Below are 24,251 nucleotides of genomic sequence, written 5' to 3' on the forward strand. Positions count from 1 at the left end.
CGAGAGCCGTCTCGGGGTCGAAACGGCGGTCTACCGGTGCATTGTGAAGGTGATCGGCCGGTGTTGCCAGCGGTCATTCCAGCGGAACTGGATGGTCTTCGGCACTCCGTCCAATATCCATGTCAACGAATCGGGACGTTGAAGCACACCGAGCAGAGGATTGATCTTGTCGTCGTGTAGCAGGGCTTCGGACTGGTTAAAGATGCACATGGTGAAGCTAACTCCCGCGAGATCTACGATCCCTCCCAACAACGTCCGTGGATCGTGCTTGATGAGCGGCTGAGCGGACCACCATTCGTTGATCACAACTTCAGCCCGGGTGAACGGATCGAACTTCAGATGCGAGTTCGATAGGTTGCCTGTGACACCCAACCCCCAGGTTCGGGGCCACTCAGCGCGGTCCAACAGCAAATCGATCGACTCGTCGGGAATGATCGTGGTGACGCGCTTTCCGTCGCCCTCGGTAAAGACATCCGCGGCGGCGTGAGTGATGATTAGCTTAAGCACCCATCGCTGAAAGTCGTCCCCCGATACCTCGATCGTTTCCGCTGGGCCCCACTCGCCGCCGCCGTTCTTATATCGAATCGCTATGTCCCGAAGGAACGTTGCGAAATCTAGCGCCGTGCTGTCTGCGTCGGAAAGGTCGTTGTTGTGCCGTGTGCATAGCACGTTGGCGACAAAGTTCTTGGGCTTAATGTCGACAGGGATGCGATAGTTCGCGGTGGGCTTGATCACCACACTTGGATCGTCGAACGTGTAGAGCTTGATAAGAGCATGGGAGACGTAGTGTTCGCCCGATATCTTAGTCGAGCACCCGCCTCGCGAATTCGCATAACACTTCGGGTGCTTGTAGGTCAGGTCGGGCGGTTGCCGAACGGTCATGTGATCCCTTGTCGAGCGTGCGGTGCGCGTGCTGCCGTGTTCAGCGGCTCGCCCTATGTGTTAAGCCATGTCTGACCGGTCAATTGATCAAAGTCGAGAACGGTTGTCGTCTCGATTTCCTTCCCGGACACGTCGCGATAGGTGAGATTTGCGGTGTGTTTAGTGGGGAGATCGGTTGTGCTTCGTTTGGGCCCGTAGTCCCAGACAGCCTTCCATTCTTGGCCCGGAACCAAGCAACTGAGAGTGTCTGGAATCGGCAAGTCTTGGATCGGTCGGCCTTCGCTATCGGGGCTCGTTTGCGGTCGTGGATCGATGTTCGGGCGAATGTCGAAGGCCGGCGCAGTACCGAAATTCCTGATGATGAGGTTTGTGAAGTGCCGATTCTGTGGCTCAAGTTCGAGGTACGCCATTACGTAGGGCGCTAGGCCGCTTTGCGGCTCAGGGGCATTGGCTTCGAGTCGCAGGCCGTCCCGGACCTTCGCGACGATATCTTGTACTGCACGTCGCGCAAACTCTTCCGGGTCGTCGAATTCGTGGTAGATCGACGAACTGCCCATGCGATCTTTGTACTTTCGCAGAAGCTTCATCTGCTTTTCGTCGAACGTTTCCGGGGCCACTGGACGGCGCGAGAAGTACAACAGCGCTGGTTTCTTCGCGGCGACCACGCGGTCGATTTCGTGCTCACTCGCCGCTGTCTTCTTGTCGGGCATTAGTTGGCCAATTCGGGTCCAGAAGATCCCGACTACGAGGTCGCACGTGTCGACTAGTTGCTCGTCGAGGATGTCCTGAGGAAGCTGGCCGACCGTCGGGATGCTGTCTGTCTCCCACATTCTGGGAAGCAAGACAACTTTGCTAGTCGGAGTGTTGCGCGCGTTGTGTTCCCACATTTCGCGGCGGAGTGCGTCCCGCTCTTCGTGGACGTCGCCAGGCGACGCGATGAACACATGGACGACGTGGGCTGTGTAAGTCACGTCGACCGTTCTACTCGGCCGCTGCCTGCGTGAAGTTCTCGGGCATACCGATTTACATGGAAATGTCCCAAACTAACCAGTCCTGGTTGACACAAGATGCTCGTCGGCTCGCAGAATGTAGCCACGGAAGGCGCGCGCGAGCCATGTGTGCACCACCGCAAAGGGATCGTTGCGAGGTCCGCTGAAGGATTCCTACGTCCATTGGGCGCCGTTGTCGGAAACAACGAGCGAGGCGCGGGCGTCGCGAGTCAACCTCCCATATTGTGAGGGTTCGACACCAAGAAGTATGTGGTGCTAACTCGTTTGCAGCTGATTGATGTCGCAGCCTTGAAGGGGATGGTTCTGTGTGTCTGGTCCTGGTCGCATGGCAGGCGCATCCGGAGTTCCCTCTGGTCGTCGCGGCCAATCGCGACGAATTTTATTGGCGCGCAACAGACTCACTCGGATGGTGGGATGAACCCCGGCGCATCCTGGCAGGTCGCGACAGGTCCAGCGCAGGAACTTGGATGGGAATCACGTCGAACCTGAGGTTCGCAGCTGTCACCAATGTACGGAGCGGACCACGCAGCGGCGGTGATAAACCGTTGAAGTCACGCGGAAACCTGCCCACCGACTTCATGCGTGCCGACACGACTCCGCAGGACCAGGCTTCCGCCGTGCACGCCGAGGGTGGCGAGTATGGCGGGTTCAACATGATTTGCTCAGACCTGCGCGACCTGTGGTGGGTGTCGAACCGCTCGCCGAGGTCACCGCAGAACGTCGAGCCGGGTATCCATGGAATCTCGAACGCGGCATTGAACACGCCGTGGCCCAAAGTAACTGGCGGGAAGGCCGAGTTCGCGGCTGCGCTCGCGGCGGACGACGGCTCGGACTCAGCGGTCACTAGTTACTTAGATCTGTTGCACGACAAGAGGTATGCACCTCGAGCTGAGCTTCCACACACCGGCGTCGATCCCGTCTCGGAGAAGCTGCTGTCTTCTCGCTTCGTTCGGATGGGGTTCTACGGGACCAGGTCGTCGACAGTGCTACGCGTTCGTCGGGACGGGTCCTTCGATGTGACCGAGCGCCGGTTCGGGCCGCTCCGGCAGATTGGTGAAGCGCGGTTTACGAGCGCGGAGACGCAGCGCTTGTAGTTACCTGCCCGTCGGCCGCTGCCACTTCGCTATCGAAGCCTGGCTCCGGAACGCGGCCTCCCGATCGCCGGGTGAGGACCGCCGCGGCCGCGAACGACAGCAGACCGATGCCCGCGAGACCTATTGGTCCGTAACGATTTACGAGTAGCAAGTTCGAACGCGCCTCCTTAGCGACGCTCGTGAGGTGTTGGAGCGTTGTGTCGCCGAATTTCGTCCTCGCATCCAACGTCGTCAATGCGTGCGGGTCGTCGATGCTTCGTGCGAGGTAGCGATGCAGGTGTTCTTCGACCGCCACGATTGCGCCGGAGACCGGTTCTACCCAGAGGTCGCGTTCGTTCTCGTACCACAAATCGAATGTGACCTGCTGATCCCCGCCGGGGATGCCCCAGTTCGATGCCGCGAGAGTGAGTTTCGCGTCGGGCTGTCCAATCCTGAGGTTGATTGGATCGAGCTTCTGGTGGAAGTGGTAGAGCTGCATGCCACCTTCGACGCGGTCGTCGTCGGTATAGTCGATCGGTCGAGTGACCCGGGCGATGGTGTCGAAGTACGGGTATGACGTCCGCTCAGTGTCGAATGGAAATTTGTACTGAAAGCCTTTCCTGACAGCGGAATCCGGTGGCTTGTTCTGCACCGTCTGGAGGAAACCGGGTGGGTCGGCGACGGGCACCCCCGTCGATCGGTCGAGGGTGACTCGGTCGACCGAGGCGCTAATCGGGTCGTTGTCGGGCCGGTCGGCGCGATTCATCGACGTCGCCGCTTGCAGGGTGACGACGTCAGCGTCGGACGGGTCTTGAACGGTGACATACACGCGGAAGATCAGGGGGACACCGGTTTCAGTGGCGGCATGGCCGTTCGAGGTCTGGGTGATATCGACCAACGAGGACCCGGGCGCGACGGACAGCGTGTTTGCCTCGATGTCGAGTGGGATCTTTTCGAGCTTCGGAACGGCGTAAGTCGGAAGGAGAATTGCCGCTGTCAATGTGAACGCACCCAACGCAATCAGCGCACAAACGCCGGTGCGACGTCGTCGCGATGTGAAGGTCGTCCGGTCGCCGTCTGCGGCCGAGTGTCTGGTCATGGCGTGACTCCAGCGTCGAGAATTTCGATCATCATGCGATGGGCGGCGAGCGGGTTTCGGCTCGCTTGCCACGCCGCGTGCCGGGTCCGGGGGATGAGACCGGTTTCGAGTACGGCGTTGGATTTCGGCGTCACGGCGTGCCAGTGCATCGTCAGTTGTCGAATCTGGCGGTACCGGCGCAGCCGCTCAGGCAGTTGGGTGCGCGCGTATATGACTGCGACACAGCAGAAGAGCAGTGCAGTCAATGACAATAGCGATCGAGATATGAGGATCGTGTGGTCGGTGTACCAGTTGGTGAAACCGAGATCGTCGAGGACGAAGAAGCTGACCTTGTGTACACACCACAGGATCAAGCTCCAACACGTTCCTGCGACAGCGATCAGAACTGTCCGGATAGGGCCATTCTCGACCAGCCGCCAGACCCGACGAAGATAGAAGAGGCACACAATTGGCGTTGCCGCAGTTGTCGCGAGTATCGCCGCCCAGAACACAGCGAGAGGTCCCGTCGCCCGCAATGGTTCTGTGGGCGCCTCGATGTCCGGTGCAGGCGAAAGCATGAAGGTCACGATCAGGATCGTCCACAGGATCAGCGTGCCTGCCACGACTCGCCGCATCGATAGTTGATGGCCGGCGACGCGCAGCACGAGCGTCAATCCATTCCACAAGGCCGCCGTAAGTAGCAGCCAGGCGACAAGACCGGAGATGCCCCAGACACTAGTCAGGGTGTGAAATCGGGGGTCGATCTGCCCGTACGCGATCGGTTCGATTTGCAAGAGGCTGAAACCCGCCAGCAGCATGAGCAGGTTGGTGAAAGTTCGTGTGTTCGGTCTGTCCCGATAGGTCGGCAACCGCAGAGCGATTATCGCAACCAGCATTGTCGGAGCGAGCCACTGAATGAGTCCGTTCATACTCGCCACCCGATCAGAGCCGCGACCCGACGTACCAACTCCCTGTCACGTTGCTCGGCTGGTTCGCTATACAACTCTTGGCGTAGCTCGTCGGCGTGCCCCATGATGAGGGTGGCTAGCCATTCCGCTTCGCGTTCGATCGGATGGGTGAAGTCGGTGCGGGCCAAGCACACTGGGGTGCCTGCGAGGCGCTCGACCATTTCCGGGGTGATTCCCGGTGCGGCTCGCGACAGTGTCTGTTCGATGTAGGACTTCAGGCGGGCGGAGTCGGCTCGATGCGCCATCACCACATGCGCGATTTCGTGGCAGATGATGTGTTCTCGGTACTTTCCGGCGGCGCCCTGTTTGACCAAGACGACATCAACGAGGTCGGTCGGAACCCACAGGCCGGAGATCTCGCCGCGTTCGGAGATGGCGCGGGGGAGTTCTTCGACCTTGATCAACCTGCCAAGTTGGAATCCGAGGTCGGCGATGAAACGTTCGATCGACCAGGGACGCGAGAACGGCAGTCGTTGGAGTGCAACGGCCGCTCGGTTGTACGCGGGATCCATCAGCTCGGCGATGGTGGCGGACTCGCGTATTTTGCTCGGACATTTTTGATGAGAGCACAGAGGTCAGCGACGGTGTCAGTGCTCAAGCCGTCCGTTCTGCTTCTCAGACCGAGCATGGCCATGTCCTCGTCACGAAGAACGAGGTAGAGGTCCAAGTTTCGATCGATGAGCAATTGGTCGTCGATCGTGCCGACGAGGTAGTTCTCGTCGGCTGCGAAGTGCCGCGCGATCGCGGACAGCATCGTTGGGTCGGCCTTATCGGTCGCCCCGGACCGTAACGCTGCGATCGTTTGCGGAATGACAGGTTTGCCTAGGAGCGTCGAGACCCCTGCGGCGACCTCGGAATCGGTCGGAATGGGCTCATCTCGACGCCGGCTGACCTCGAAGAGTCGGCTGATGCGGTAGGACAGGGCAAGACCGCCTTGCGGCAGATCGATTGATGTTCTCTTTTGGCTCACAACGGACCTCCGGAAATCTCTCCGAATGACAATTGGCATGGTGGAGATTGGTACCAGCAACGTTGCCGCAATCTCGAATGAACTCACCGACTGCGCTCAGGCAGTCGATGTCTGTGCTTACTCCACCGGGCGACGTTCCGCCACTTATCGGGTCGCCGTCGAGTCGTCTCGCTGTGATTCCTCCCATCGTTTCCGAAACGAAGTCTCCATCTCGTCGTCGACATCGAGCAGTCGACCAGCCAGCCATCTGCGATAGAGCCGCTGCTCACGTTCGTGTGGATCGTCAGAGTCAGGTGGGGAGTCCAATAGGTGTCCGACTGCGAACTCTACGATCGGATGCAACGCGACGCCCGGGCCTCCGTTCCGTTCGAGAAGCACTGTGACGTACGCGCCGGAGACGCGAGAGGTGAACCGGTTCAGGTCTTCGCGGGCGGCCGCCAATTTCGGAATCAAGCCGCCGTTCAACGCTTCTTGTTCAGCGAGGCTGTCATTCAGCACACGTTGGAGTTTGAGCAAATCCGTGAGGTCGCGGTCCGTCATCACCATTTCGCGGGGACCCAGCGCCAAGGTTTTCACCGCCGACGATGGTTGCTGCGAGTCCTCGATTCGCATGGGCGTTCCTCCGGCCCAAGTCCGCGCTGCGCTGCCGGGCACCCACTGAAGACTTTCGTCTAACTTTCGGAGCGTGCTGTGATTGGGCCTCTGGCCCGCGCCGGATTCAATCTTCCGCAGCGTCGGCCCACTCGGCCCACCGGCTTCCGCGACCTCGTCCTGCGATAGGCCCAAATCCTCACGCCGTGCCTTTGTGACCTGGCCGAAGTGGATCGGTGAGGGCGCACCAGGGTCGTCCATGAACGCCAGCATACGACACCCGGGGGCGTATGTGGGAAAGCTAACCGAAAGTTTCAGGCCGATTAAGTAAACAAGCGAGGAGTTTGTTTCGTAGTTTTTTCGTTGCATTTACGTATTCGGCTGCTTAGGGTCCTGGTGTGCAGGGAGTTCAGCCAAGGGTTCAAGGCGGCAGAGCTTACGCACGGTAGACAGCGCAGTTTGCTTTCGATGAGCGGGAACGCCGCGGAATTGGCGATCGAGCGGCTTCCCGAAAGAGGCTCCCCGGCCGTTGGCACGACCGGGGAGCCCCAGTACCGACCGGGTTACAGCCCGATCAGTGTTTCAGGCGCAGAAATGAGGCTTCTGCAGTGACTATTTTAGCGTCGGCCGAGGTGATCCCGGCCTATGACGAGAACATCCTGCCGCCGCATCGCGAATTGGTCGCGGCGATGGGCGCCGGCTACGTGTCGGCTGCGGTATGGCTGGCCGTGTTGTGCGCCAATGCATTCGGCGAGTGCGGCACGCGGGTATCAGGGTCGTGCGCGCTCGACATCGGGTCGTTATTCGTCCTGTTTGCGCCGGAAACACCCACCGCTGCAATCACATACGTCGAACTCACCAGCCGTCATCACGGCGTGCAGATCGCGTCCGACGAGGTAAGGCGCATAGCGCACGCTCTTCTTGTCGCCCTCGACAAGAGCCCTCACGCGCTGCGGCCACCTCGCAACCCAGGATCCAAACATGTTTCCTCGCAAACCCATTCATCGATCGCGTCGATGCGCGATGTACCGGAAGGACACATTCGTTTGAAGAACTACCGATCAGCCCTACCGATTGCGCTGCCGTTGTTGGCGGCAGTGACGGCGGCGGGAGTCGCCGGAGCCGTTCCGGGTCAGCCCGGTATCGCGGTGCCATCGCCGGATCAACCGGGGGTGACCTCGCCATCTCCAACACCACCACCTCCGACTCCTCCTCTGCCCGCGCCGGAACCGCCCTCGTACGTGGCCCCGTATGTGCCGGCTCCGCCCCCGAGGGCTGTGCCGACCCGCCCGATCCCGCAGTATTCGAACCCTGGCCCGGCGGAGGAAGTCGACTCTGATGTCTCCACCGCTCCTCCGGGCCCGGTGCCCGAAATCGAGCCTCCTGCAGGAAAGGTCCGGGTCGGCGCCTACACCGCGGACAAACCGGACTGGATGTCAACCGCGGACAAAGACCTGGTCAACCGGTGGGCCAGCTTCACCGAGGCGAAGTTTTCAGAAGGATGGCGTGCGACGGGCTTGTCGCCGAGCGAGGCCGACAAGCGCGCGGCAGCCGCTGTTGCCGCGGGGACGCTCGGTGCGGGCGTGACCGCGACGGTCGCCGGAACCACGGCTGGCGTGATCGGCTGTGCGGGCGGCGCCGCGACCGGCGCAATAGTAGGCGCGATTGTCGGCACCTCAGTTACGCCCTTTGTCGGTGTCGGACCGGGTGCTGGCGTTGGCGCCTTGGTTGGCTGCGCGGGCGGTGCAGCTCTGCTCGGCGTGCCAGTCGCGCTTGCTGGTGCGGTTGCGGGCGGAGTCGGTGGAGCCGCATTCGGATCCGCATTCGGCGCCGGCGACGACAATGCGGACGCGAGCCTTCCGCCGATTCCAGGATTGACGATAGGCCCCGCCTTGCCGGCCGCCGACCTCGCGAAGCCGGTTGTGGACGCTGCTCGTTCGGCACTTGTAGACGTCGCCGACCGGAGCGCGCCCGCGGTTGAGACCGCTGCGCCGATACTGAATGCGGCTCTCGCGCCAGCCGTTTCGACAACGCTCGAAGCGGCGCAGCCAGTACTTGATGCGGCGCGGCCGGTTATCGAGCAGACGCAACCGACCTGGCAACCGATCGTAGACAACGTCGCTACCGTCGCCGCGCCGTTGGTCGAGGCCGCGCAGCCGTTGCTGTCACCGTTCCAATCGATGGTGGCTCAGATACCGCCGCTGATGCCGCAGGTCGCGCAATGAACGCCGAGGAGGCGTCGCCTCGTAGCTCGGCAGCAAAGAGTGCATGGCGACTATCGTCGACCCTCCTCGCGCTGGCACTCGTCCCGGTCGCGGGTGTCGCTGCAGCATTGGCACTGGTGTTTGGCACTGGTGATTCATGGCCCGATGGACCGACCGCGCTCCTTCCGGAGACGTCGAATGATGCGAGGTCGGCGACGTGGTGCCCCGAGACTGTCGTTGGCGCGTTGATCACCGGTGCCGGTCGAGGTGATTTCGAAAGTGGTCCAGGTCTGATCTTGCGGATGAACCACGCCATCTACGTCGAGCGAGATGCGGATGCGGCCCGCTCGGTATTCGCTCAGGGAGCCGCGGTCGCTTCACCTGCCGAAACGCGGTCGGCACTCGCGGCCTTGCCAGCAGGTGTGCAGCACTGCGTGCGCATCAGTCCGCTGGTAGGTGATCGGTTCGCCGTGTCGGTGGAAGAGCGATATCCGAGTGGGCGAAACCAGTTGTGGGACACAGTCGTTTCTATCGGGCGCCAGAGCGACGGGCGGTTGCTGATCACTGCCGTCACGCCAGCAGGGGGCGACGGATGAGCGTCGTCGACGTCAGCACGAGCGGGTCGGCACCCGGCGACCGAGAAGACCTCGCCTGGTTGTACGGCCCGGCGCCGACGAGATCACCTACAGATTTGCCACCCCGCCTGTCTGGACCCGATCGGCCGGACACGCTTCGAGGATGGCCATCGCCAACGCCGGGCGGAGGTTTGGTCCGAGTTCCCCCGACCCTGTTGCTCGGGGCCAGTGGTGGCGCAGGCGTCACGACCACTGCATACGGCGTGGCCTCGGCTGCGGCGGAGGAGCATTGCCCCGAGGTCGCGCCCGTCATCGTGGATGCGACACCAGCGGGAGGCAGTGACCTCGCATCCCGCACAGCGGATCATCGCCCGCCGTCCGCGACAGTCCAGTCCTGGCTGGCGTCAGATCATCCAGGCGTCGGACTTCCTTCGGCGGTGGATGCAGTGTGTGGACTGTCGTCGTCCGGTGCGCGCGTTCTTGCGAGAGACGATCGGCCACTGCCGCGACGCGAGTCGCTGGTCTCAGTGCACCGCATTGTGTGCAATGCGGGCTTTACTCCGGTTTACGACGGGGGTTCACCGGTGGGATCGCCTGCAGTGCAACCACTCCTGGCTGACGGTCGGATCTCGGTCGGCATCGTCGTCGCGGGACGGCCCGACGCCGCGAACAGGCTCCGGCCCGTCCTGAGCTGGCTCGACGACCACTACGGCGACTACCTGCTGGCGAACACCGTGATCGTGGTTGCGCAGCAAACGCCGTTCGGCGGCGGCGCCGTCGTGAACCATCTGCGTGCTCACCTTGGTCGCTGGGTGCGATCGGTGGTGGAGATCCCATGCGATCCACATCTTGCGATCGGCGAGGCCATCAGGTGGGACATACTCGCCGAAGCGACGAAGGAAGCGTATCGACTCCTGCTCAAGGAGCTGTCGTCGTGACGCTGATCAATGACGAAATACTCGATGATCCAGTACCCCTGCCCGCGGGTTGCGAAGTTCCCGCCGGCGGTGCCGATCTTCCTCCCCAAACAGCATCCGCCCTCGTCCCCGGGGAAGACGGTGCGCGCTGGTATCCGCGACTGGGCACGGCACCTGGGGTGTGCGAAACCGCTGCGGTGTCGTCGGTGGCAGATGCGGTCGCGCCTCCAGACTCTGTGGCGGATTGGTGGGCGTCGTGGGGGCACGGTGTCGCAGCTGCCGTGAATGTCACCAAGCCGACCGAAGATTCCGAGGGGATCGACCGGTTGGCGGAATTAGACGCTCGGCCAACGATTCCGGACCCGATCGCGGAGGCGCTGCGACCCGTTCGTTCGCGGCGTTCGCTTTCGGAGCGCCGTTATTTGGTCCCGGTCGTAGCTGTTGTTCTGTTGGTTGTAACCACCGCGATCACACGCGCCGTCCTTGTCGGCGATGACGAAACGCCGCCGACGGCTACCGCGTCACCCGTTGTGCCCGATGGCTGGTGCCCCGAAGAGTCGTCCGGCGCATTCATGCGCAGCGCGCGCGAGGGCAGCGACCGCACCGGCATGGACGCGTTCGTGAAACTGCAGTGGTCCTATTTCCAGCTCCGCTCGGCGGACGCCGCATGGACAGTGATTGCGCCGGACGCGCAGCTCCCACCCAAGGCGGAATTCGCCAGTGCCGCAGCAACAGTGCCAGCCGGAACCCGGCATTGCGTTGCGATGACAGCACTCGCGGCCGACCGCTTCTCTGCCGAAGTAACCGAAGAGCGTCCCGGCCAGCCAGCCGTCGTGCACCGGGAGCTTGTGACCACTCGGGCAACACCGGACGGGCGATCGGTAATTGTCGCGATCACGGCCGCACCCACACCCGAGGGGGGAGCGCGATGACAACAATCCGCACGAGAACATTTGCAGCCATTATTGTTTCGACCGCAGTGTCGGCAGCGACAATGGCTTATCCGACCTCGGCTCCCGCGACCCCGGCCGGCGGGTGCCCAGCAGTTGTGGCCGAGTTCATGGCTGGGACGTGGGAGACAAATCCCGCAGCCGATCCGACCGTGCCCGTGGGTGTGTTGAAGTCGGTGGCCGATCCGATCGCCGCAGCGACCAATAGGCAAGTGACGATTCGGTTTCCGGGATACGAGGCGCGTGCGTTCGACAACTCCGACACGTATGCCGGATCCAAAGCGACCGGAGTAACGGCCCTGACTCGCGATCTTGCCGAGCAGTTGGCAGGGTGCCCGCAGACCAAGGTCACGATCGCCGGATTCTCCCAGGGCGCGGACGCCGCCGGCGACGTCGCGGCGGCGATCGGCGCGGGTCGCGGGCCGGTCACACCGGATCGAGTGTTGGGTGTTGCATTGCTCGCCGATCCCCATCGCGGCACACAAGGCGCGCAGGACATTTCGAACAATCCCGTCGCGACCGGGATCGCGGGGCCGCGGTCGGCGGGTTTCGGCTCCCTATCGGGAAGAGTTGTTCAACTCTGCTTAGGCGGCGACCAACCAGACCTTTACTGCGCAACAGACACCAGCAAGACACCCATCATCGCCGCGCTCGGCAAAACGCTCTCCGGCTCGACACCGTCGGGACCAGGAACACCAGGGCTGTCGGAGGCACTCGTCTCGGACTATTCGGGTGCCAATGTCGAAGACCTAGCGACGAACTTGGCCACAATCGAGGATCAAACCCACGAAGCGACGCCTTCTAGCCCGACGACATTGAGCTCGGCGGCGACAGCAGTCGCGAATACCCTTCTGCCGCTGGTCGACACAGCGACCTGGTCGCGAAATAACCCTGCGGTCGCCACCCAGCTCAGTAACGCATCGCCCGGTTCCCCGGAATCGGCGGCGAAGAACGTCTTGGACACAGTCAGCAACATGGACCTCACCGGTGCGGTCAACAACGCGATCAGTCTTGCGAATTCGGCGCAAGCACTCCTCACAGGCGGGAATGTTCCGGCAGGCTCGCTGACCGGGACCGGGCAGCAGCTGCAATCTCAAACGGCACCACTCACCGCCACGCCACTCGATCTGCTCAGCACCGGCACCAGCGCATTGTCACTCCTCAAACCGTCGGTACTTGTTGGTCAAGTGGTGAACGCGGCTACCAATGGCGTGAGCTTCGCTGAGAATCTGCCCAAAATCATCGCCGCGTTCGGCCAGCTCGGCGGGCTAGTGCTCGAACCGAACCTGGATATCGCGGGCAAAATCCATCGAGCACACGGGATCGTTCAAGACCTGAACAACCTGTTCAGTCCGATCATCGACCTCGCTGCGGGTGTGGATCTTCATCTGGCGTCGTCGCTGCTGTCGGCGTTGGCTCCGTTGGACCCCTCACCGACCACGTCGATCGCGTCGCTGGTCGTCGGTCTGATCGGAAACCTCGACATCAAAAGGTTGGCCGACGATATCGGCGGCCTGCAGGAAGCGTTGTGGAAAATACTCGACGGTGGCGACTGGCTCGGCGCCGGTTTGAAGGTGTTGACGACAGTGCCGGACCTTATCGCCGTCGCGGTGGGGACGCTTTCCGGAGAAGCGAAAACGTCGTCGGGGACACCTCGTTCGTCCACGGCAACCCCGACAACACTCCGGGACGCTGCGACGTCGCTGGTGTCCACAGCCGGGACACAAGGTGCCGATCAGCTGAGCAAGCTTGCATCCGAAGGTTTGACGGCGGTCAGCTTCTTTGCTTCCCACACCCACGACCAGGGCTACAACACCCGTGCCATCAACTCTGCCGGTGACACAGCGGCGGCGTACGCGACGAAATTTTTGCTCGGCAAGATCCAGCCGGTCCTGGGATGACTACGACTGTCGAGAGGACTGAACCGGATGGGAAAAGCGATCGTCGCGTCGCTCGGGTTCATGGCAATCGTGGTGGCGATCCCGCTCGCGATCGTCTTGGCGACTGCGCAACACGAATCATCGAAATGCGCAGCACCGCAGATGAATTTGGCGGCACTGCCGCAACTTCAGCCCGGAGCGACCTCTCCGCTGTCGCAGTCGGGGACCCGCACGTTCCCAATCGCTGCCGACCAGTACACGCTGACGCAGCACTTTCGTGGCGACGCGCATCGAGGCGTGGACCTGGCGGCAACCGACGGAACCCAGATCTACGCGGCCGCAGACGGGAACGTGGTCGATGCAGGCCCCGCTTCCGGGTTCGGACAATGGATTGTGGTGGATTCACTCGACATGGCGGGCACCAAGTTCTCGACCGTCTACGGCCATATGTGGGAACACGGTCTGCACGTGAAGACCGGAGACACGGTCAGGGCCGGCCAGCACATTGCCGACGTTGGGAACAACGCCGATTCCAGTGGTCCGCACCTGCATTTCGAGGTGTGGCAGGGCGGGCGCACCAACGGCCAGGCAATCGATCCGGAAGGGTGGCTGACTGGCGCCGCCGCACCGACACCCGATGCTCCTTCTACTCCAGGGCCACTGTCCACCGCGTGCCCGGACGGGTTCGGGACACCTGGTGGCCAGCTGGCCGCCGGGACAGTGCCGCCGGAGCTCGAGATGTGGTACCGGCAGGCAGGTTCGCTGTGCCCACAGATCAGTGCGTCGCTCTTGGCTGCGCAAGGCAAGCAGGAGAGCGGATTTCGCCGGGGCCTGACATCACCCGACGGTGCGGAGGGGTTGGCGCAGTTCATGCCGAGCACGGCGACGAGCATCGACCCACTAGACGGGCAACCGTATGTGATCGATGCCGACCACGACGGGCAGGCATCTGTGCGGGAAGACGGGGACGCGATCATCGGCCAAGGCCGGTACATGTGCGCGTTGGCTGCGGTCATCGACAGGTGGAAAGCCAGCGGCGAAGTGCAGGGCGACACTGCCGCGTTGGCGTTGGGTGCCTACAACGCAGGCGAGGGCGCGGTGCACGACTCACATGGCATCCCGAATCAGATTCCACGTCACTTCACCGAGACCCAGCCCTACATCACGGCGATTCTGTCGGACGAGCCGAACTTCCGTGCGGCAGGCGCGTCAGGCGAATTCGTGCCGAATCCTTCCTCGCCCAAGGGCACTCAGATTGTGGCAGCGTCGCGGCAGTGGCTGGGCACCCCGTACGTCTGGGGAGGGGGAGGACCGCAGGGGCCATCCAACGGCGGTCTCGACTGTTCAGGATTGACGTCCGCCGCGGTGTTTGCGGCGACCGGGATCTCGTTGCCGCGCACCTCGGAGGAGCAGTGGACGGTCGGGGAGGAAATTCCGATCGATCAAGTACAGCCGGGGGATTTGCTGTTCGGCGAATGGTCCGGCGGCCGGCCTGGCCATGTCGCGATCGCGACCGGAGGCGGGCAGATGATCCACGCACCTCAGACGGGCGAGGTCGTCAAAGAGGCGCCAATTCAATCCGGCATGAAGGCCCGGCGGGTTTCGTGAACCGCCGGAGCCGGCTGGTCGCCGCGTTGCTGACAGGACTCGCGCTCGTCGGGTGCGCGACCGACCACACCGCTCCCGGACCGTCGTCGCCTGCAGTCGCAGACCCATCGCCGCTGTTAGACGAATCGGAAGACCCAGGCGATGGCGAGGCTGTCGCAGCGGAAGCGATGCGGCGCATTTTCACGTGGCGCCCAGCACTGGACACGAACCCGGAATCGGCGCTGCCCCGCGCTCGGGACCTGCTCGGCCCGACCCTCCTCGCGGTCCTGGATCGAGCAGCTGCCGCGCAAGCGACCCTCGTCCCACCACGGCGCGGACTCCAATGGGGCCAATGGACACAGGAACGCGCGTGGGTAGACGCGCAGGCATGGGTCTCGCGCGAACGAGAAGCCCCGACTGATCCCGACCTCGACCACCTGAATCGAAAGGTCGGGATCGCTCAGACAGTCACCTGGCCGAACGGGCGCAGCGAGATCCTGCCATCGACAACCGTTCTCGCGCAACTGATTCACACCGCCGCCGGATGGCGGCTCGACTCCTACGAGGTGTTGAAGTGACGTCCCACGATTCTTTTCAAGATCCAAGTGCCCCGAGACGGTGGCCGATCGTCGCCGGCATCACCGGTGGTGCTGGCGTCTCGACGGTGCTGGCGTTGCTCCGGCTACCCACCCACTGCGACGCGGGTGTGTTGGTTCCGGATGAACCTGTCGACGTGCTGGTGACGCGGTCCACATGCGCGGCGGTCGCGGCCGCGATCGACGCCGCAGCAGCGCTGAGTCCGGCCCCCGTGCTGGTCGTGGTGGCCGACCGGCCCGGCCCCGTCCCGCGCACTGTGCGGCAACGAATCCGGATGACCGAACCCCATCTGCCCGCTGTGGTCAGCCTCGACTGGATAGACCCGCTACGCCACCACGATGAACCCTTGGCACTGCTTGGCCACGAAGTGCACGAAACCCCCAGCCAAGAACGCACCAAATGGGCGCGCGCCGCGCTCGATGCGGCGCAAAGAATCGTCGACACCCTCGCCATTGCACTGACCGCGGCTCCGCAACCAAACCAGGAGGTTACCCCCTGATGTCTGTATTCCTCAGTACAGCAAACGATTTGTTGGCAGTCGCGTGGCATACCGGCGACACAATCTTGGCAGAGCCCGGAGTTCCGAACCCGCCGGCGAAAGATCTGCCGGGGGACCTCGGAACGACCTTGGATACCTGGCTCGGCTACGGCAAGACCATCTGCAACTACGCCGCCGCCGCGGGGATTCTCGCGATCGTCGTCATGCTTTTCGTCGGCGTCCGTGGCCGCTCGACGCTGGCCAAAGACGCGCTGACACACCTGCCGTGGGTGATCTTGGGTGAAGTCCTTCTCGTCAGCGGCGCCACGCTCTTCTGAAACCCAATGCGTCCCGGCCTATTAGAGACAAGGAGACAAGAACGATGGCACGTAACAAGCTGATCGACCCGGCGTACGCACACTCACGAGCATTGCCGCGTCCGGTCGGGGTTTGGGTTGCGGGCGTCGTGGCGGTGGTGGTCGTCATCGCCACACTCGTCGCACTCACATCCCGAGGTGGAGAACAGGAATCGGCCACCCCACCGACCGACCCAGGTCCCACGAATGCGCAGAATCCAGCGATCCCCGCCCCTGATCCCAGCAAAGTCCACAAGCCAACGGATCCCGACTGGCTGACGGCCGCACCCACGGGCTTGGTATGGCGCTCGGTCCCAAATGTGGTTCTACAGCTACCGTTTTCACCAGCGGATGGCCCGCTGAAGGTAGACGAAGCCAAGGGCACGGCGACCGGCTACAGCCACACCCCGCAAGGGGCAGTGATCGCCGCCGACCAGATCACCCGGCGCCTTGTGATGGACAGCACCAACTATACGAACGTCCTTGCAGCGACGACCGGACTTAGTGCAACGGCCCGAGCAAATCTCGAAAAGGTCCACGCAAACTCGGACGCACTGCGCCCACAACTCGGACCGGACACCCCGAAGCACTTCACGGCGTTCAAGGTCGTGTCCTATCTTCCCAACCAGGCGACCATCCAGTACGCATTCCCTGCGCCATTCGCGGGCTCGTTCAGTAGCAACCAAGTGACAGTCGTGTGGGCGGATAACGATTGGAAGGTCGCCGCGGAACCCACTGACAGCAAGGTGATCAACGATCTGAACGGTTTCACCCCGGTGGGGGGTTGATGCGGCGATGGGATGGACTGATCAGATCGGTCCGGGCTGCATCGCGCTTCCGGTGCTCTGTTTGGGAGGTGCTGCCAAGGAAGCAGTGACCGATGTAGCCGACGGTTGGTTCGGCAAATTCTTGGGATGGCTGGGCAGTGCGGCAGGCGACATGCTGCAGAGCTCGATGACGTGGTGGGTGAACACCGATTCAGTGGATGTGTCGCCGGCAACGGCGCTGGGGGAGGACCCAATCATCCTGGCGTGGATCGGGTTTCTCGTCGCGGCTGGCATCATCGTCGCTGCGACGACGATGGTGTACACGCGACGATCTAGGCCGTTTTTCGACCTGATCACTGGCGCGATCAAATGGATTCTGGTCTCTGGCATGGGGATCACCGTGCTCGGCCAGTTGTTGCACGTCGCTGACGACACCGCGCAGGGTCTGGTGGACTCGGGGGCCAACGACTTCGGCCCGAACATGTCGAAGATGCTCGGGGCGGCGGTGGTGACGAATCCGGCAGCGCTTCTCCTGCTGACCCTTCTGTGCTGGGTCCTCGCATTCATCCAGTTCTTGTTCGGATTTCTGCGTCAAGCCGGAATTCTGGTGCTGGCAGCAATGATCCCGATCGCCGCCGCCGGATACATCGGGCCGTTCGGCCGCCAGTGGTTCCCCCGGTTGGCGGGGTCTCTGGTCGCTCTTGCCTTCTACAAACCCCTTGCCGCCCTGATCTATTCGGTCGGGTTCAGGTTCATGGGCCAAGAGCAGTCACTGGCTGCGGTGATGACGGGTATGGCGGTGCTCGTCATCGGGGTTATCGCGCTGCCGTCGATGATGGCGTTCTTCTCGTGGATGGGTCTCCAGACCGCTCCCGGCGTATCTTCAGGCACCGCGCTCGCTGGTGGTGTGGCCGGGTTTGCCCTCTCCGGCGAGATTTTCGATCGAGTCATGCCGTCGGGTGGTGGTTCGTCCTCGTCGTCAGGGTCGAGCCTGACCGCGGATCCGCTCGGGTCCTACATGGAAAGCAACGGTCCCGGGACCGGTAATCCCGATCCGGGACGACCGGGAGAACTGGGTGCCGGACAGTCCCACAACGGGTTCCAGGCCGACGACGCTGGGGACGCCGACCAGTACGCCGCGCAGATGCCGCCGCAGCACCCCGATTCCACCGGCGGAGCGGGCGTCGGAACACCAGCCGCCGGAGACGGACTGATCGGTGCAGGGGTCGGCTCCGACACTGCCGCGTCATCGGCTGCAGCGACCGGAGCGAGCGGCACAGCGGCTGCAACAGGTGCAGGAACGTCTGCCAGCGCTGCCGGTGCCAGCGGCGCTGCAGCCGCAGGTGCCGGTGCTGCCACTGGCGGAATCGCCACGGCGGCTCTGCTCGCCAAAGACGTCGTGGACGGCGCGATCGACAAAGTGGAGGCAGCGACCGACGCAGCCGGCGCCGTCATGACCGGAGAGGACCCGACCTGATGGCCAGCGCGCCATTGTTCGGCGGACTGCGCCAGGAGACCGGCTTTCGACTCGGCTCCTCGTGGTCACTGACACAGACAGCATTTGTTCTCGGCGCAGGGCTCGGGCTCTTGATCCTCGTGCAGTACTCCCTCGCGGCCGCAGGTGGATTGTTGGCGGTGTCGGTCCCAGTCATCGGACTGTGGGTGTTGCCGTTCGGCTCGGCGCGTCGCACGGTCGCGGCGCGGGTGGCGTGGCGGACACGCGCGTGGTGGGCCGCCTACCGCAACACAGACGCCTATGCGGCGGCACCTCTGGCGCCCATCGATCGCGGAATGGATCTACCAGGAGTGTTGGGCCCGTTGCTGCTGCTGGACGCCGAGGATGGGCGCGGCGGCCGACAGGCGCTGATCTACAACCGGGCGACCGGGATCGTGTCAGCGATTCTCCGGGTCGCTCCGGTCGGGATCGCCTTGGCCGACCAGGTCGAAGCGAACAGTTGGGTAGCCAACTATGGCGGGATGCTCGCCGACCTCGGCTACAAGTCGTTCGTCGACGCCATCATGTTCGTCACTGAGACGTCGCCGACCGGGGGAGTGAATCTTCGCTCCTATACCCAGTCGCGGATCGCCACCGATGCCCCTGCGGTATGTCGGGACACCCTCACCGAGTTGGTTCCTCGCGGTGCGTCGACCACCGCTGATGTGTCGGCGACTGTCACGATCAATTTCGATCCATCTCAGATGACTCCCGTGCCAACCGATTTGAGCGATGCGGTCACCGAGGTGGTCCGGTGGTTGCCGACGTTCGAATCCGCGCTGTCGAACGCAGGTGCTCCGGTGCTGGCGCGTGCCACGCCGGGTTGGCTGATCCGCAGGGTCCGAGCCTGCTTCGACCCTGCGATCCGTACCGATATCACCGGTGACGAGGTCGAATCGGCCGATGAGATCGACGAGGTTGCGTCGTGGCGCGATGCGGGTCCGTTGCGGAGTGAACGCAGCGACGACGTGTATTGGACCGACTCCGGCTACCACGCGTCGTGGTGTTTCGAGGCACCGCCGTCGGGCACATTTAGACAAACGGTGCTGATGCCGATGCTCACACCGGGTCCCTACTATCGCCGGTTCGCCCTGGTCTATCGCCCGTACTCGGGGGAGCAGGCCGCCAAGGTCGTCGAAGACGAGGTGACCAGTGGGCGACTTCGCGCGATCTGGGCGCGCCAGACCAAGAAAGACGAGACCGAACGCGACCGGCGCGATCGGGCCAAGGCTGCCCAAGCGGCGAAGGAGGAAAGCCTCGGGGCAGGCGTCGGCCGACTCACCGCATATGTCACAACGACAGTGCGCCGGCGCGAGAACCTCGACGCGGCGTGCGCGAACGTGGAGCAGCGGATCTCGACAAGCAAGCTGCGCTTCAGGCGTGCCTCCGGAGCACAGGAAGCAGTGTTCGCGGTATCGCTGCCGCTCGGTGTGGACCCGACCAAGTCGCTATCGCGCCGCGCGAGCGACCGTTGGGACGGGTAGGTCCTCATGCTGTTCGTTGATCCGAGTCCGGCGGTCGTCGCCGGGGCTGATGATCCGGAGGAACGGAAAACTGTTAAGACTGTGCATGCTTCGGCGCCATGGGTCGAGCGGGCACTGTCGAAAGTTGGGCTGACACCGGCCTACCGGCGAGTCGAGTCGGCGACTGAGCGCCGGGTCGCTCGCCGTGGCGGGCTGGCCTTCGAGCTCCCCACCGGACACGACCCGTCGGCTCCGGTGCCGTCATCGCGCGGGGTCGATGCGCCATTCGCCGGGTACACCCCGAACGTCGAGTCGGGCGTGTTGTGGCAAGGCACCACGACGCAGGTGGCTGGGTTTTATCCGTTCGCGGCGGCGTCGGGTGCGCAGGTCGTCGGGGTACCGATCGGTCGGCACCTGCACACCGCCGAGCCGATCGGCCTCGACCCTGCGCAGTGGCTCAAGGACGGTCTAGTCACCAACACCGGGATCTGGGTGCAGCTGCAGCCCGGTGCCGGGAAGTCCGCGATCATGAAACGGCTCGGGCTTGGCTTGGTCGGGTTCGGGTTCATGATGTGCGTTCCCGGTGACCTCAAGGACGAATACACCCCGCTGGTGAATGCCATGGGCGGGCAGGTGTTCCGGATCGGACGCGGGTTGCATTGTGTGAACCCACTCGATGTCGGTCCGATGCGCGACGCCATTGCGGCTGCGGTCGGCGGGGAGAAAGAGCGGCTGCTATCTGTCGCGCGCGCTCGTCGGGTCGCGCTGCTCGAAGCGTTGCTGCTCATCGCGGGCCGGTCTGCGCTGAGTGCAACTGAACTGTTGGTGCTCGAACTCGCAATCGATCTGGCTAACGACGCGACGGCCGGAGACCCCACCATCCCCGATGTCGTCGACGTGCTGACCGCGGCGCCGGCGGTGTTGTGCGACGTGGTAGTCGCCGACGATCCCCGCGACTTCCTGCGTCAGACGCGAGAGATGCGGAATGCGTTGGGCCGCTTGGTGGGCCGCGGCCTGCTCGGCGGAATGTTCGACCGCAAGTCAAGCTTCGCGATCCCCGGCAATACTCCCGCTTTGTCACTGTCTTTGAGTGCGTTGGAGAAGGAGCCCGACGACGTCATGGCTGCCGCCATGCTCTGCGCATGGGCGTGGACCGCGGCCGTCGTCGAGGGCCAACACACCGCAGGACGACGTCGCAACATTTACCTTCCGCAGGATGAACTGTGGCGCGGATTGCGAGTCGCGCCCGGCCTTGTTGAGGCCGGCGACCGGGTGACTCGGTTGGGCCGCTACGACGGGATCGTGTCAGCGCAGTCGACTCACTCGCTGTTGGATGCCGAAGCGCTGCCCACACCGGAGGACCGCGCCAAGGCGAAAGGTCTTGCAGCGCGCAGCGGAATCAAGATCATCGGTGCCCTGGACCACGAAGAAGTCGGTCGCCTCGACAAAATCGTGCCCTTCACAGATCGTGAACGGGCGTTGGTGACGTCCTGGTCGGCGCCGCCGGGCTGGACTCGCGGGCTGGTCCATCCGGGACGCGGAAAGTACCTAATCAAATCTGGACCCCGGATGGGGTTGCCGGTGGTGCTCGAACTCACTGCCCGCGAACGCGTCCTATATGACACCGACAACGCATTCGCCGGTGTCGAATCGAGCATCCTACGATAACCAATCGCGGGGTCCCGTCCAATCATGATTTGAACCTCGAACCCGCTGAGCGGGAATCCAAGTGCTGTACTGTTCGTTGATTCGGTAATTGTTCTGTCTGCCTTGTGTTTTGGCAATCCAAGTCCGGTGAAGATCGACTGCCACGACCACACCTCGAGTTTTTCTCGACGTACTGGTCCATGCTGTTCGGAACGGGTTGAGTGTGCTGACGTCCGCAAGTCGAGCGCCGCTCGCCCATTCTCGCGACGGGATACCCCATGGGGTACTTGCATACCCCGGTAGGTATATGCGATTGTAAGGAAAGCTGATCGCGTCCCAGGAGGTTCTCCGTGTGCTATCCCGTTGCCTGTGCCGACTGCGGCAAAATTACCTGGGATGGGTGCGGGCTCCACGTGAGCAGCGTGATGAACTCGGTTGACCCCGCGGATCGATGCGGTTGCGCGCCCGCGGAGGAGTCGCCGCCACGGCGGGGAATTCGATCGCTCTTCAAGCGCTGAAAATTGCGCTCAGGAGTGGCTTTCTGCGCCGCAAATAATACCCCTACCCGTATAGGAGGTTGTCATGGGATTGCCTGACACCGCACCGCCCCGCACCACGCCGGACCAGGCTGTCTCCGGACCATCTTCGGCGGGCCCGCTCGGGCAGATTGGGTTCGGTGATGGTTGCGCGTCGCCGGTGGGTCTTTGGGGTGTGGGTGGCGCTGCTGATCGTGCTCGGCGCACTTGCCCCCTCGGTGTTTTCCTCGTTGGCAGGTGCAGGGTGGCAGGCGAACGGGTCGGAATCGGTGCAGGTCCGTGAGCTGGCTCAGCAACATTTCGGTGGAAACTCTTCGGCCGCAGTCCAAGTCGTGGTGCACTCCGACACTGCGGTCATCACTGACCCGACGATGCAGCAGACTCTGCTCGATGTCGGCGGTGTTTTTGCCGGCGACTCCCGGTTCGGCACCGTTGTCCCGCCGCAGCCGGGAATGACGATCAGCGCCGACGGTCATACCGGCCTTCTTATCGCGGGCGCGAATGCGAGTACCGACGAGATGGTCGCAGCGGTCGACGAACTCAAAGATGAGCTGACCGCTCTGTCCAACGACACCGTGCAGGTCTACCCGACCGGCTCCTCTGCGCTGTGGTCGGACTTCAACAAAGCCAATCATGACGCGATGATCAAGGCCGAATTGTTCTCCTGGCCAGTGACATTGGCGATCATGGTGTTGGCATTCGGCTCGCTGGTTGCCGCCGGATTGCCGTTGCTGCTGACCGTGGCCGGGCTCGTCGCATCGGCAGGCGGTCTGGTGCTGCTCAACGGCGTGACACCGATCTCGGTGTGGGCGATGAACTTCGCGATGATGTTCGCGCTCGCGCTCGGTATCGACTACGCCCTGTTCATCGTCTCCCGGTTCCGCGACGCGCTGCGTCGCGGCGACCCTCCTTCGGCCGTGTCCGAGACCATGGACACCGCGGGTAAAGCTGTTGTGTTGTCCGGTCTCACTGTCCTGGTGAGCCTCTCGGCCGTCCTTCTGGTCCCGGCACCGGCGGTACGGACGATGGCTGTCGGAATCATGTTCGCCGTGTTCTTCGTCTTGCTCGCGACGATGACCCTGCTACCGGCAGTCCTCGGTGCGCTCGGCCCGAAGGTCAACGCGGGATCGCTTCCCTACGCCAAACGCCAAGAACACCGCTCCCCGCTGTTCGCTGCGTGGGGTGAGCTGCTGCACAAACATCCGTGGCCGTTCACGGTTGCGGCTGTCGGAATCCTTGTCGCCCTTGCCTTGCCGGTGTTCGGGTTGAAGGTGGCGATGCCCTCGATCACCGTCGTTCCCGCGGACGCCGCCGTCCGGCAGGGCTACGACCTGGTGCAAGCCCAGTTCGGCGACGGTGCGCCCGGCGCATTGCAGATCGTCGTTCCCAGCGGGGACCGGGATGTCAGCGCTGCGGCGGCGCGGGGCGTCGACGGGATCGAGATGGTCTCCCCACCCCAATCCGCCGGCGACGGGTCGGACTACGCTCTGCTGCAAGCTATTCCGCGGGTCGATCCGTCCGATGAGGCGATGGCCACCATCCTGCGCGATCTGCGAGCGCAATTGCCCGACAGTGCGCTGGTGGGCGGTGCACCGGCCGAAAACCTGGACCTGCAGCAGGCGTTGAACGACTACCTTCCGCTCGTTGTCGCCATCATTCTGGTCCTCGGTTTCCTGCTGCTGCTCGTCGCGCTGCAGGCTCCGCTGATCGCGGTTATCGGCACCCTGGTCAGCCTGCTCTCGTCGGCTGCCGCGTTCGGCGTCGCGAAGTTGATCTTCCAGGACGGGCACGGCGCTTCGCTGCTCGGTTTCGCACCTCAAGGTTTTCTCGACGGCTGGGGTCCGGTGTTCTTCTTCGCAATGATCTTTGCGATCGCCATGGACTACACCGTCTTCCTGCTGGCGACAGCCAAAGAGCACTACGAACACTCCCACGACCCGAAGACCGCGCAAATCGACGGCATGGCGCATTCGGGCCGAGTCATCTTCGCCGCCGCCGCGGTCATGGTCGCGGTGTTCTTCACCTTCGCTCTCGCCGACCCGCTCCCACCGAAGGAAATGGGCATCATTCTCGGCGGTCGCTGTCCTGCTCGACGCCCTCCTGATCCGGCTCGTGTTGTTGCCGGCCCTGCTTCGACTGGCCGGACACGCCGCGTGGTGGTCACCCGCCTGGCTGCAGAAAGCCCTTCCATCGATCACGTTCTCGCACTGAGAAACCCACGGCATCA

At 63.3% G+C, this 24,251-nt stretch carries 21 protein-coding genes and 2 pseudogenes; 15 read left to right on the top strand and 8 right to left on the bottom strand.

Features of this window, described 5'->3' with window-relative positions; all coding sequences use genetic code 11:
- Window positions 1-30 precede the first annotated feature (30 nt).
- Together FGL95_RS30345 and FGL95_RS30350 are read right to left on the bottom strand one after the other, a co-directional pair.
- Window positions 31-882, bottom strand: coding sequence for a hypothetical protein (locus FGL95_RS30345; RefSeq protein ID WP_169594437.1), 852 nt, complete (start codon window positions 880-882; stop codon window positions 31-33).
- A gap of 53 nt (window positions 883-935) precedes the next feature.
- Window positions 936-1,853 carry a hypothetical protein gene (locus tag FGL95_RS30350; protein WP_169594439.1) on the bottom strand — a complete coding sequence of 306 codons (918 nt, stop codon included), beginning with the start codon at window positions 1,851-1,853 and terminating at the stop codon, window positions 936-938.
- Between the two features lie 344 nt (window positions 1,854-2,197).
- On the opposite strand from FGL95_RS30350, the gene FGL95_RS30355 reads away from it, so the two are divergent.
- Window positions 2,198-2,986: an NRDE family protein gene (locus tag FGL95_RS30355; protein ID WP_169594440.1), complete on the top strand. Its 789-nt coding sequence runs from the start codon at window positions 2,198-2,200 to the stop codon at window positions 2,984-2,986.
- On the opposite strand, the gene pgfA is transcribed toward FGL95_RS30355, so the two are convergent.
- The 6 genes and pseudogenes from pgfA to FGL95_RS33220 form a co-directional block, all read right to left on the bottom strand.
- Window positions 2,958-4,064, bottom strand: coding sequence for a cell envelope lipid trafficking protein PgfA (pgfA, locus tag FGL95_RS30360; protein ID WP_169594442.1), 1,107 nt, complete (start codon window positions 4,062-4,064; stop codon window positions 2,958-2,960). The two genes, FGL95_RS30355 and pgfA, sit on opposite strands and share 29 nt — an antisense overlap.
- Complete coding sequence (locus FGL95_RS30365; protein ID WP_169594443.1) at window positions 4,061-4,972, bottom strand: hypothetical protein; 912 nt, start codon at window positions 4,970-4,972, stop codon at window positions 4,061-4,063. Before FGL95_RS30365 ends, pgfA begins: the two co-directional genes overlap by 4 nt.
- Window positions 4,969-5,523, bottom strand: coding sequence for a hypothetical protein (locus FGL95_RS30370; protein WP_169594445.1), 555 nt, complete (start codon window positions 5,521-5,523; stop codon window positions 4,969-4,971). The genes FGL95_RS30365 and FGL95_RS30370 overlap by 4 nt, the downstream gene beginning before the upstream one ends.
- Window positions 5,523-5,981: a hypothetical protein gene (locus tag FGL95_RS30375; protein ID WP_169594446.1), complete on the bottom strand. Its 459-nt coding sequence runs from the start codon at window positions 5,979-5,981 to the stop codon at window positions 5,523-5,525. The genes FGL95_RS30370 and FGL95_RS30375 overlap by 1 nt, the downstream gene beginning before the upstream one ends.
- A 144-nt stretch (window positions 5,982-6,125) precedes the next feature.
- On the bottom strand, window positions 6,126-6,593 hold the full coding sequence (locus FGL95_RS30380) for a hypothetical protein (RefSeq protein WP_240963428.1): 468 nt from the start codon (window positions 6,591-6,593) through the stop codon (window positions 6,126-6,128).
- 57 nt (window positions 6,594-6,650) lie between these two features.
- Window positions 6,651-6,941: pseudogene (locus FGL95_RS33220) on the bottom strand (helix-turn-helix domain-containing protein); the annotation flags it as partial.
- Between the two features lie 239 nt (window positions 6,942-7,180).
- Here FGL95_RS33220 and FGL95_RS32820 point away from each other — a divergent pair.
- The 14 genes and pseudogenes from FGL95_RS32820 to FGL95_RS30450 all read left to right on the top strand — a co-directional run bounded on the left by FGL95_RS32820 (window position 7,181) and on the right by FGL95_RS30450 (window position 24,235).
- Window positions 7,181-8,797 carry a hypothetical protein gene (locus tag FGL95_RS32820; RefSeq protein ID WP_169594449.1) on the top strand — a complete coding sequence of 539 codons (1,617 nt, stop codon included), beginning with the start codon at window positions 7,181-7,183 and terminating at the stop codon, window positions 8,795-8,797.
- Window positions 8,794-9,372, top strand: coding sequence for a DUF8176 domain-containing protein (locus FGL95_RS30390; protein ID WP_169594451.1), 579 nt, complete (start codon window positions 8,794-8,796; stop codon window positions 9,370-9,372). Before FGL95_RS32820 ends, FGL95_RS30390 begins: the two co-directional genes overlap by 4 nt.
- Window positions 9,369-10,289, top strand: coding sequence for a hypothetical protein (locus tag FGL95_RS30395; protein ID WP_169594453.1), 921 nt, complete (start codon window positions 9,369-9,371; stop codon window positions 10,287-10,289). Before FGL95_RS30390 ends, FGL95_RS30395 begins: the two co-directional genes overlap by 4 nt.
- Window positions 10,286-11,200: a DUF8176 domain-containing protein gene (locus tag FGL95_RS30400; protein WP_169594454.1), complete on the top strand. Its 915-nt coding sequence runs from the start codon at window positions 10,286-10,288 to the stop codon at window positions 11,198-11,200. Before FGL95_RS30395 ends, FGL95_RS30400 begins: the two co-directional genes overlap by 4 nt.
- A gap of 62 nt (window positions 11,201-11,262) precedes the next feature.
- Entirely contained in the window at window positions 11,263-13,119 is a 1,857-nt protein-coding gene (locus FGL95_RS30405; protein ID WP_169594456.1) for a cutinase family protein, read from the top strand.
- 27 nt (window positions 13,120-13,146) lie between these two features.
- The gene (locus FGL95_RS30410; RefSeq protein ID WP_169594457.1) at window positions 13,147-14,706 is read left to right on the top strand and encodes a peptidoglycan DD-metalloendopeptidase family protein; all 1,560 of its coding nucleotides are present in this window, start codon (window positions 13,147-13,149) and stop codon (window positions 14,704-14,706) included.
- Window positions 14,703-15,263, top strand: coding sequence for a hypothetical protein (locus tag FGL95_RS30415; RefSeq protein ID WP_169594459.1), 561 nt, complete (start codon window positions 14,703-14,705; stop codon window positions 15,261-15,263). The genes FGL95_RS30410 and FGL95_RS30415 overlap by 4 nt, the downstream gene beginning before the upstream one ends.
- Window positions 15,260-15,781, top strand: coding sequence for a hypothetical protein (locus FGL95_RS30420; protein WP_169594460.1), 522 nt, complete (start codon window positions 15,260-15,262; stop codon window positions 15,779-15,781). Before FGL95_RS30415 ends, FGL95_RS30420 begins: the two co-directional genes overlap by 4 nt.
- A complete protein-coding gene (locus FGL95_RS30425; protein ID WP_240963431.1) occupies window positions 15,781-16,098 on the top strand; it encodes a hypothetical protein in 318 nt (105 codons plus the stop codon). The genes FGL95_RS30420 and FGL95_RS30425 overlap by 1 nt, the downstream gene beginning before the upstream one ends.
- 44 nt (window positions 16,099-16,142) lie before the next feature.
- Complete coding sequence (locus FGL95_RS30430) at window positions 16,143-16,904, top strand: DUF8175 domain-containg protein (RefSeq protein WP_169594462.1); 762 nt, start codon at window positions 16,143-16,145, stop codon at window positions 16,902-16,904.
- Window positions 16,905-16,911: 7 nt separating this feature from the next.
- Window positions 16,912-18,360 (top strand): TrbL/VirB6 family protein, encoded by a 1,449-nt coding sequence (locus FGL95_RS32825; protein WP_169594463.1) that lies wholly within the window; start codon window positions 16,912-16,914, stop codon window positions 18,358-18,360.
- On the top strand, window positions 18,360-19,862 hold the full coding sequence (locus tag FGL95_RS30440) for an SCO6880 family protein (protein ID WP_169594465.1): 1,503 nt from the start codon (window positions 18,360-18,362) through the stop codon (window positions 19,860-19,862). The genes FGL95_RS32825 and FGL95_RS30440 overlap by 1 nt, the downstream gene beginning before the upstream one ends.
- 6 nt (window positions 19,863-19,868) lie before the next feature.
- Complete coding sequence (locus FGL95_RS30445) at window positions 19,869-21,509, top strand: hypothetical protein (protein ID WP_240963433.1); 1,641 nt, start codon at window positions 19,869-19,871, stop codon at window positions 21,507-21,509.
- Between the two features lie 658 nt (window positions 21,510-22,167).
- A pseudogene (locus FGL95_RS30450) lies at window positions 22,168-24,235 on the top strand (MMPL family transporter).
- Window positions 24,236-24,251 lie beyond the last annotated feature (16 nt).

This window comes from Antrihabitans stalactiti, from assembly GCF_012932915.1.
In the GTDB taxonomy this organism is placed as follows: Bacteria; Actinomycetota; Actinomycetes; order Mycobacteriales; family Mycobacteriaceae; genus Antrihabitans; species Antrihabitans stalactiti.

Coding starts and splice junctions, on each gene's coding strand:
- FGL95_RS30390 (WP_169594451.1), top strand. CDS start 8,794: ATGAACGCCGAGGAGGCGTCGCCTCGTAGCTCGGCAGCAAAGAGTGCA.
- FGL95_RS30425 (WP_240963431.1), top strand. CDS start 15,781: ATGTCTGTATTCCTCAGTACAGCAAACGATTTGTTGGCAGTCGCGTGG.
- FGL95_RS30345 (WP_169594437.1), bottom strand. CDS start 882: ATGACCGTTCGGCAACCGCCCGACCTGACCTACAAGCACCCGAAGTGT.
- FGL95_RS30445 (WP_240963433.1), top strand. CDS start 19,869: ATGCTGTTCGTTGATCCGAGTCCGGCGGTCGTCGCCGGGGCTGATGAT.
- FGL95_RS30370 (WP_169594445.1), bottom strand. CDS start 5,523: ATGGATCCCGCGTACAACCGAGCGGCCGTTGCACTCCAACGACTGCCG.
- FGL95_RS30410 (WP_169594457.1), top strand. CDS start 13,147: ATGGGAAAAGCGATCGTCGCGTCGCTCGGGTTCATGGCAATCGTGGTG.
- FGL95_RS30440 (WP_169594465.1), top strand. CDS start 18,360: ATGGCCAGCGCGCCATTGTTCGGCGGACTGCGCCAGGAGACCGGCTTT.
- FGL95_RS30430 (WP_169594462.1), top strand. CDS start 16,143: ATGGCACGTAACAAGCTGATCGACCCGGCGTACGCACACTCACGAGCA.
- FGL95_RS30365 (WP_169594443.1), bottom strand. CDS start 4,972: ATGAACGGACTCATTCAGTGGCTCGCTCCGACAATGCTGGTTGCGATA.
- FGL95_RS30380 (WP_240963428.1), bottom strand. CDS start 6,593: ATGCGAATCGAGGACTCGCAGCAACCATCGTCGGCGGTGAAAACCTTG.
- FGL95_RS32825 (WP_169594463.1), top strand. CDS start 16,912: ATGGGATGGACTGATCAGATCGGTCCGGGCTGCATCGCGCTTCCGGTG.
- FGL95_RS30405 (WP_169594456.1), top strand. CDS start 11,263: ATGGCTTATCCGACCTCGGCTCCCGCGACCCCGGCCGGCGGGTGCCCA.
- FGL95_RS30395 (WP_169594453.1), top strand. CDS start 9,369: ATGAGCGTCGTCGACGTCAGCACGAGCGGGTCGGCACCCGGCGACCGA.
- pgfA (WP_169594442.1), bottom strand. CDS start 4,064: ATGACCAGACACTCGGCCGCAGACGGCGACCGGACGACCTTCACATCG.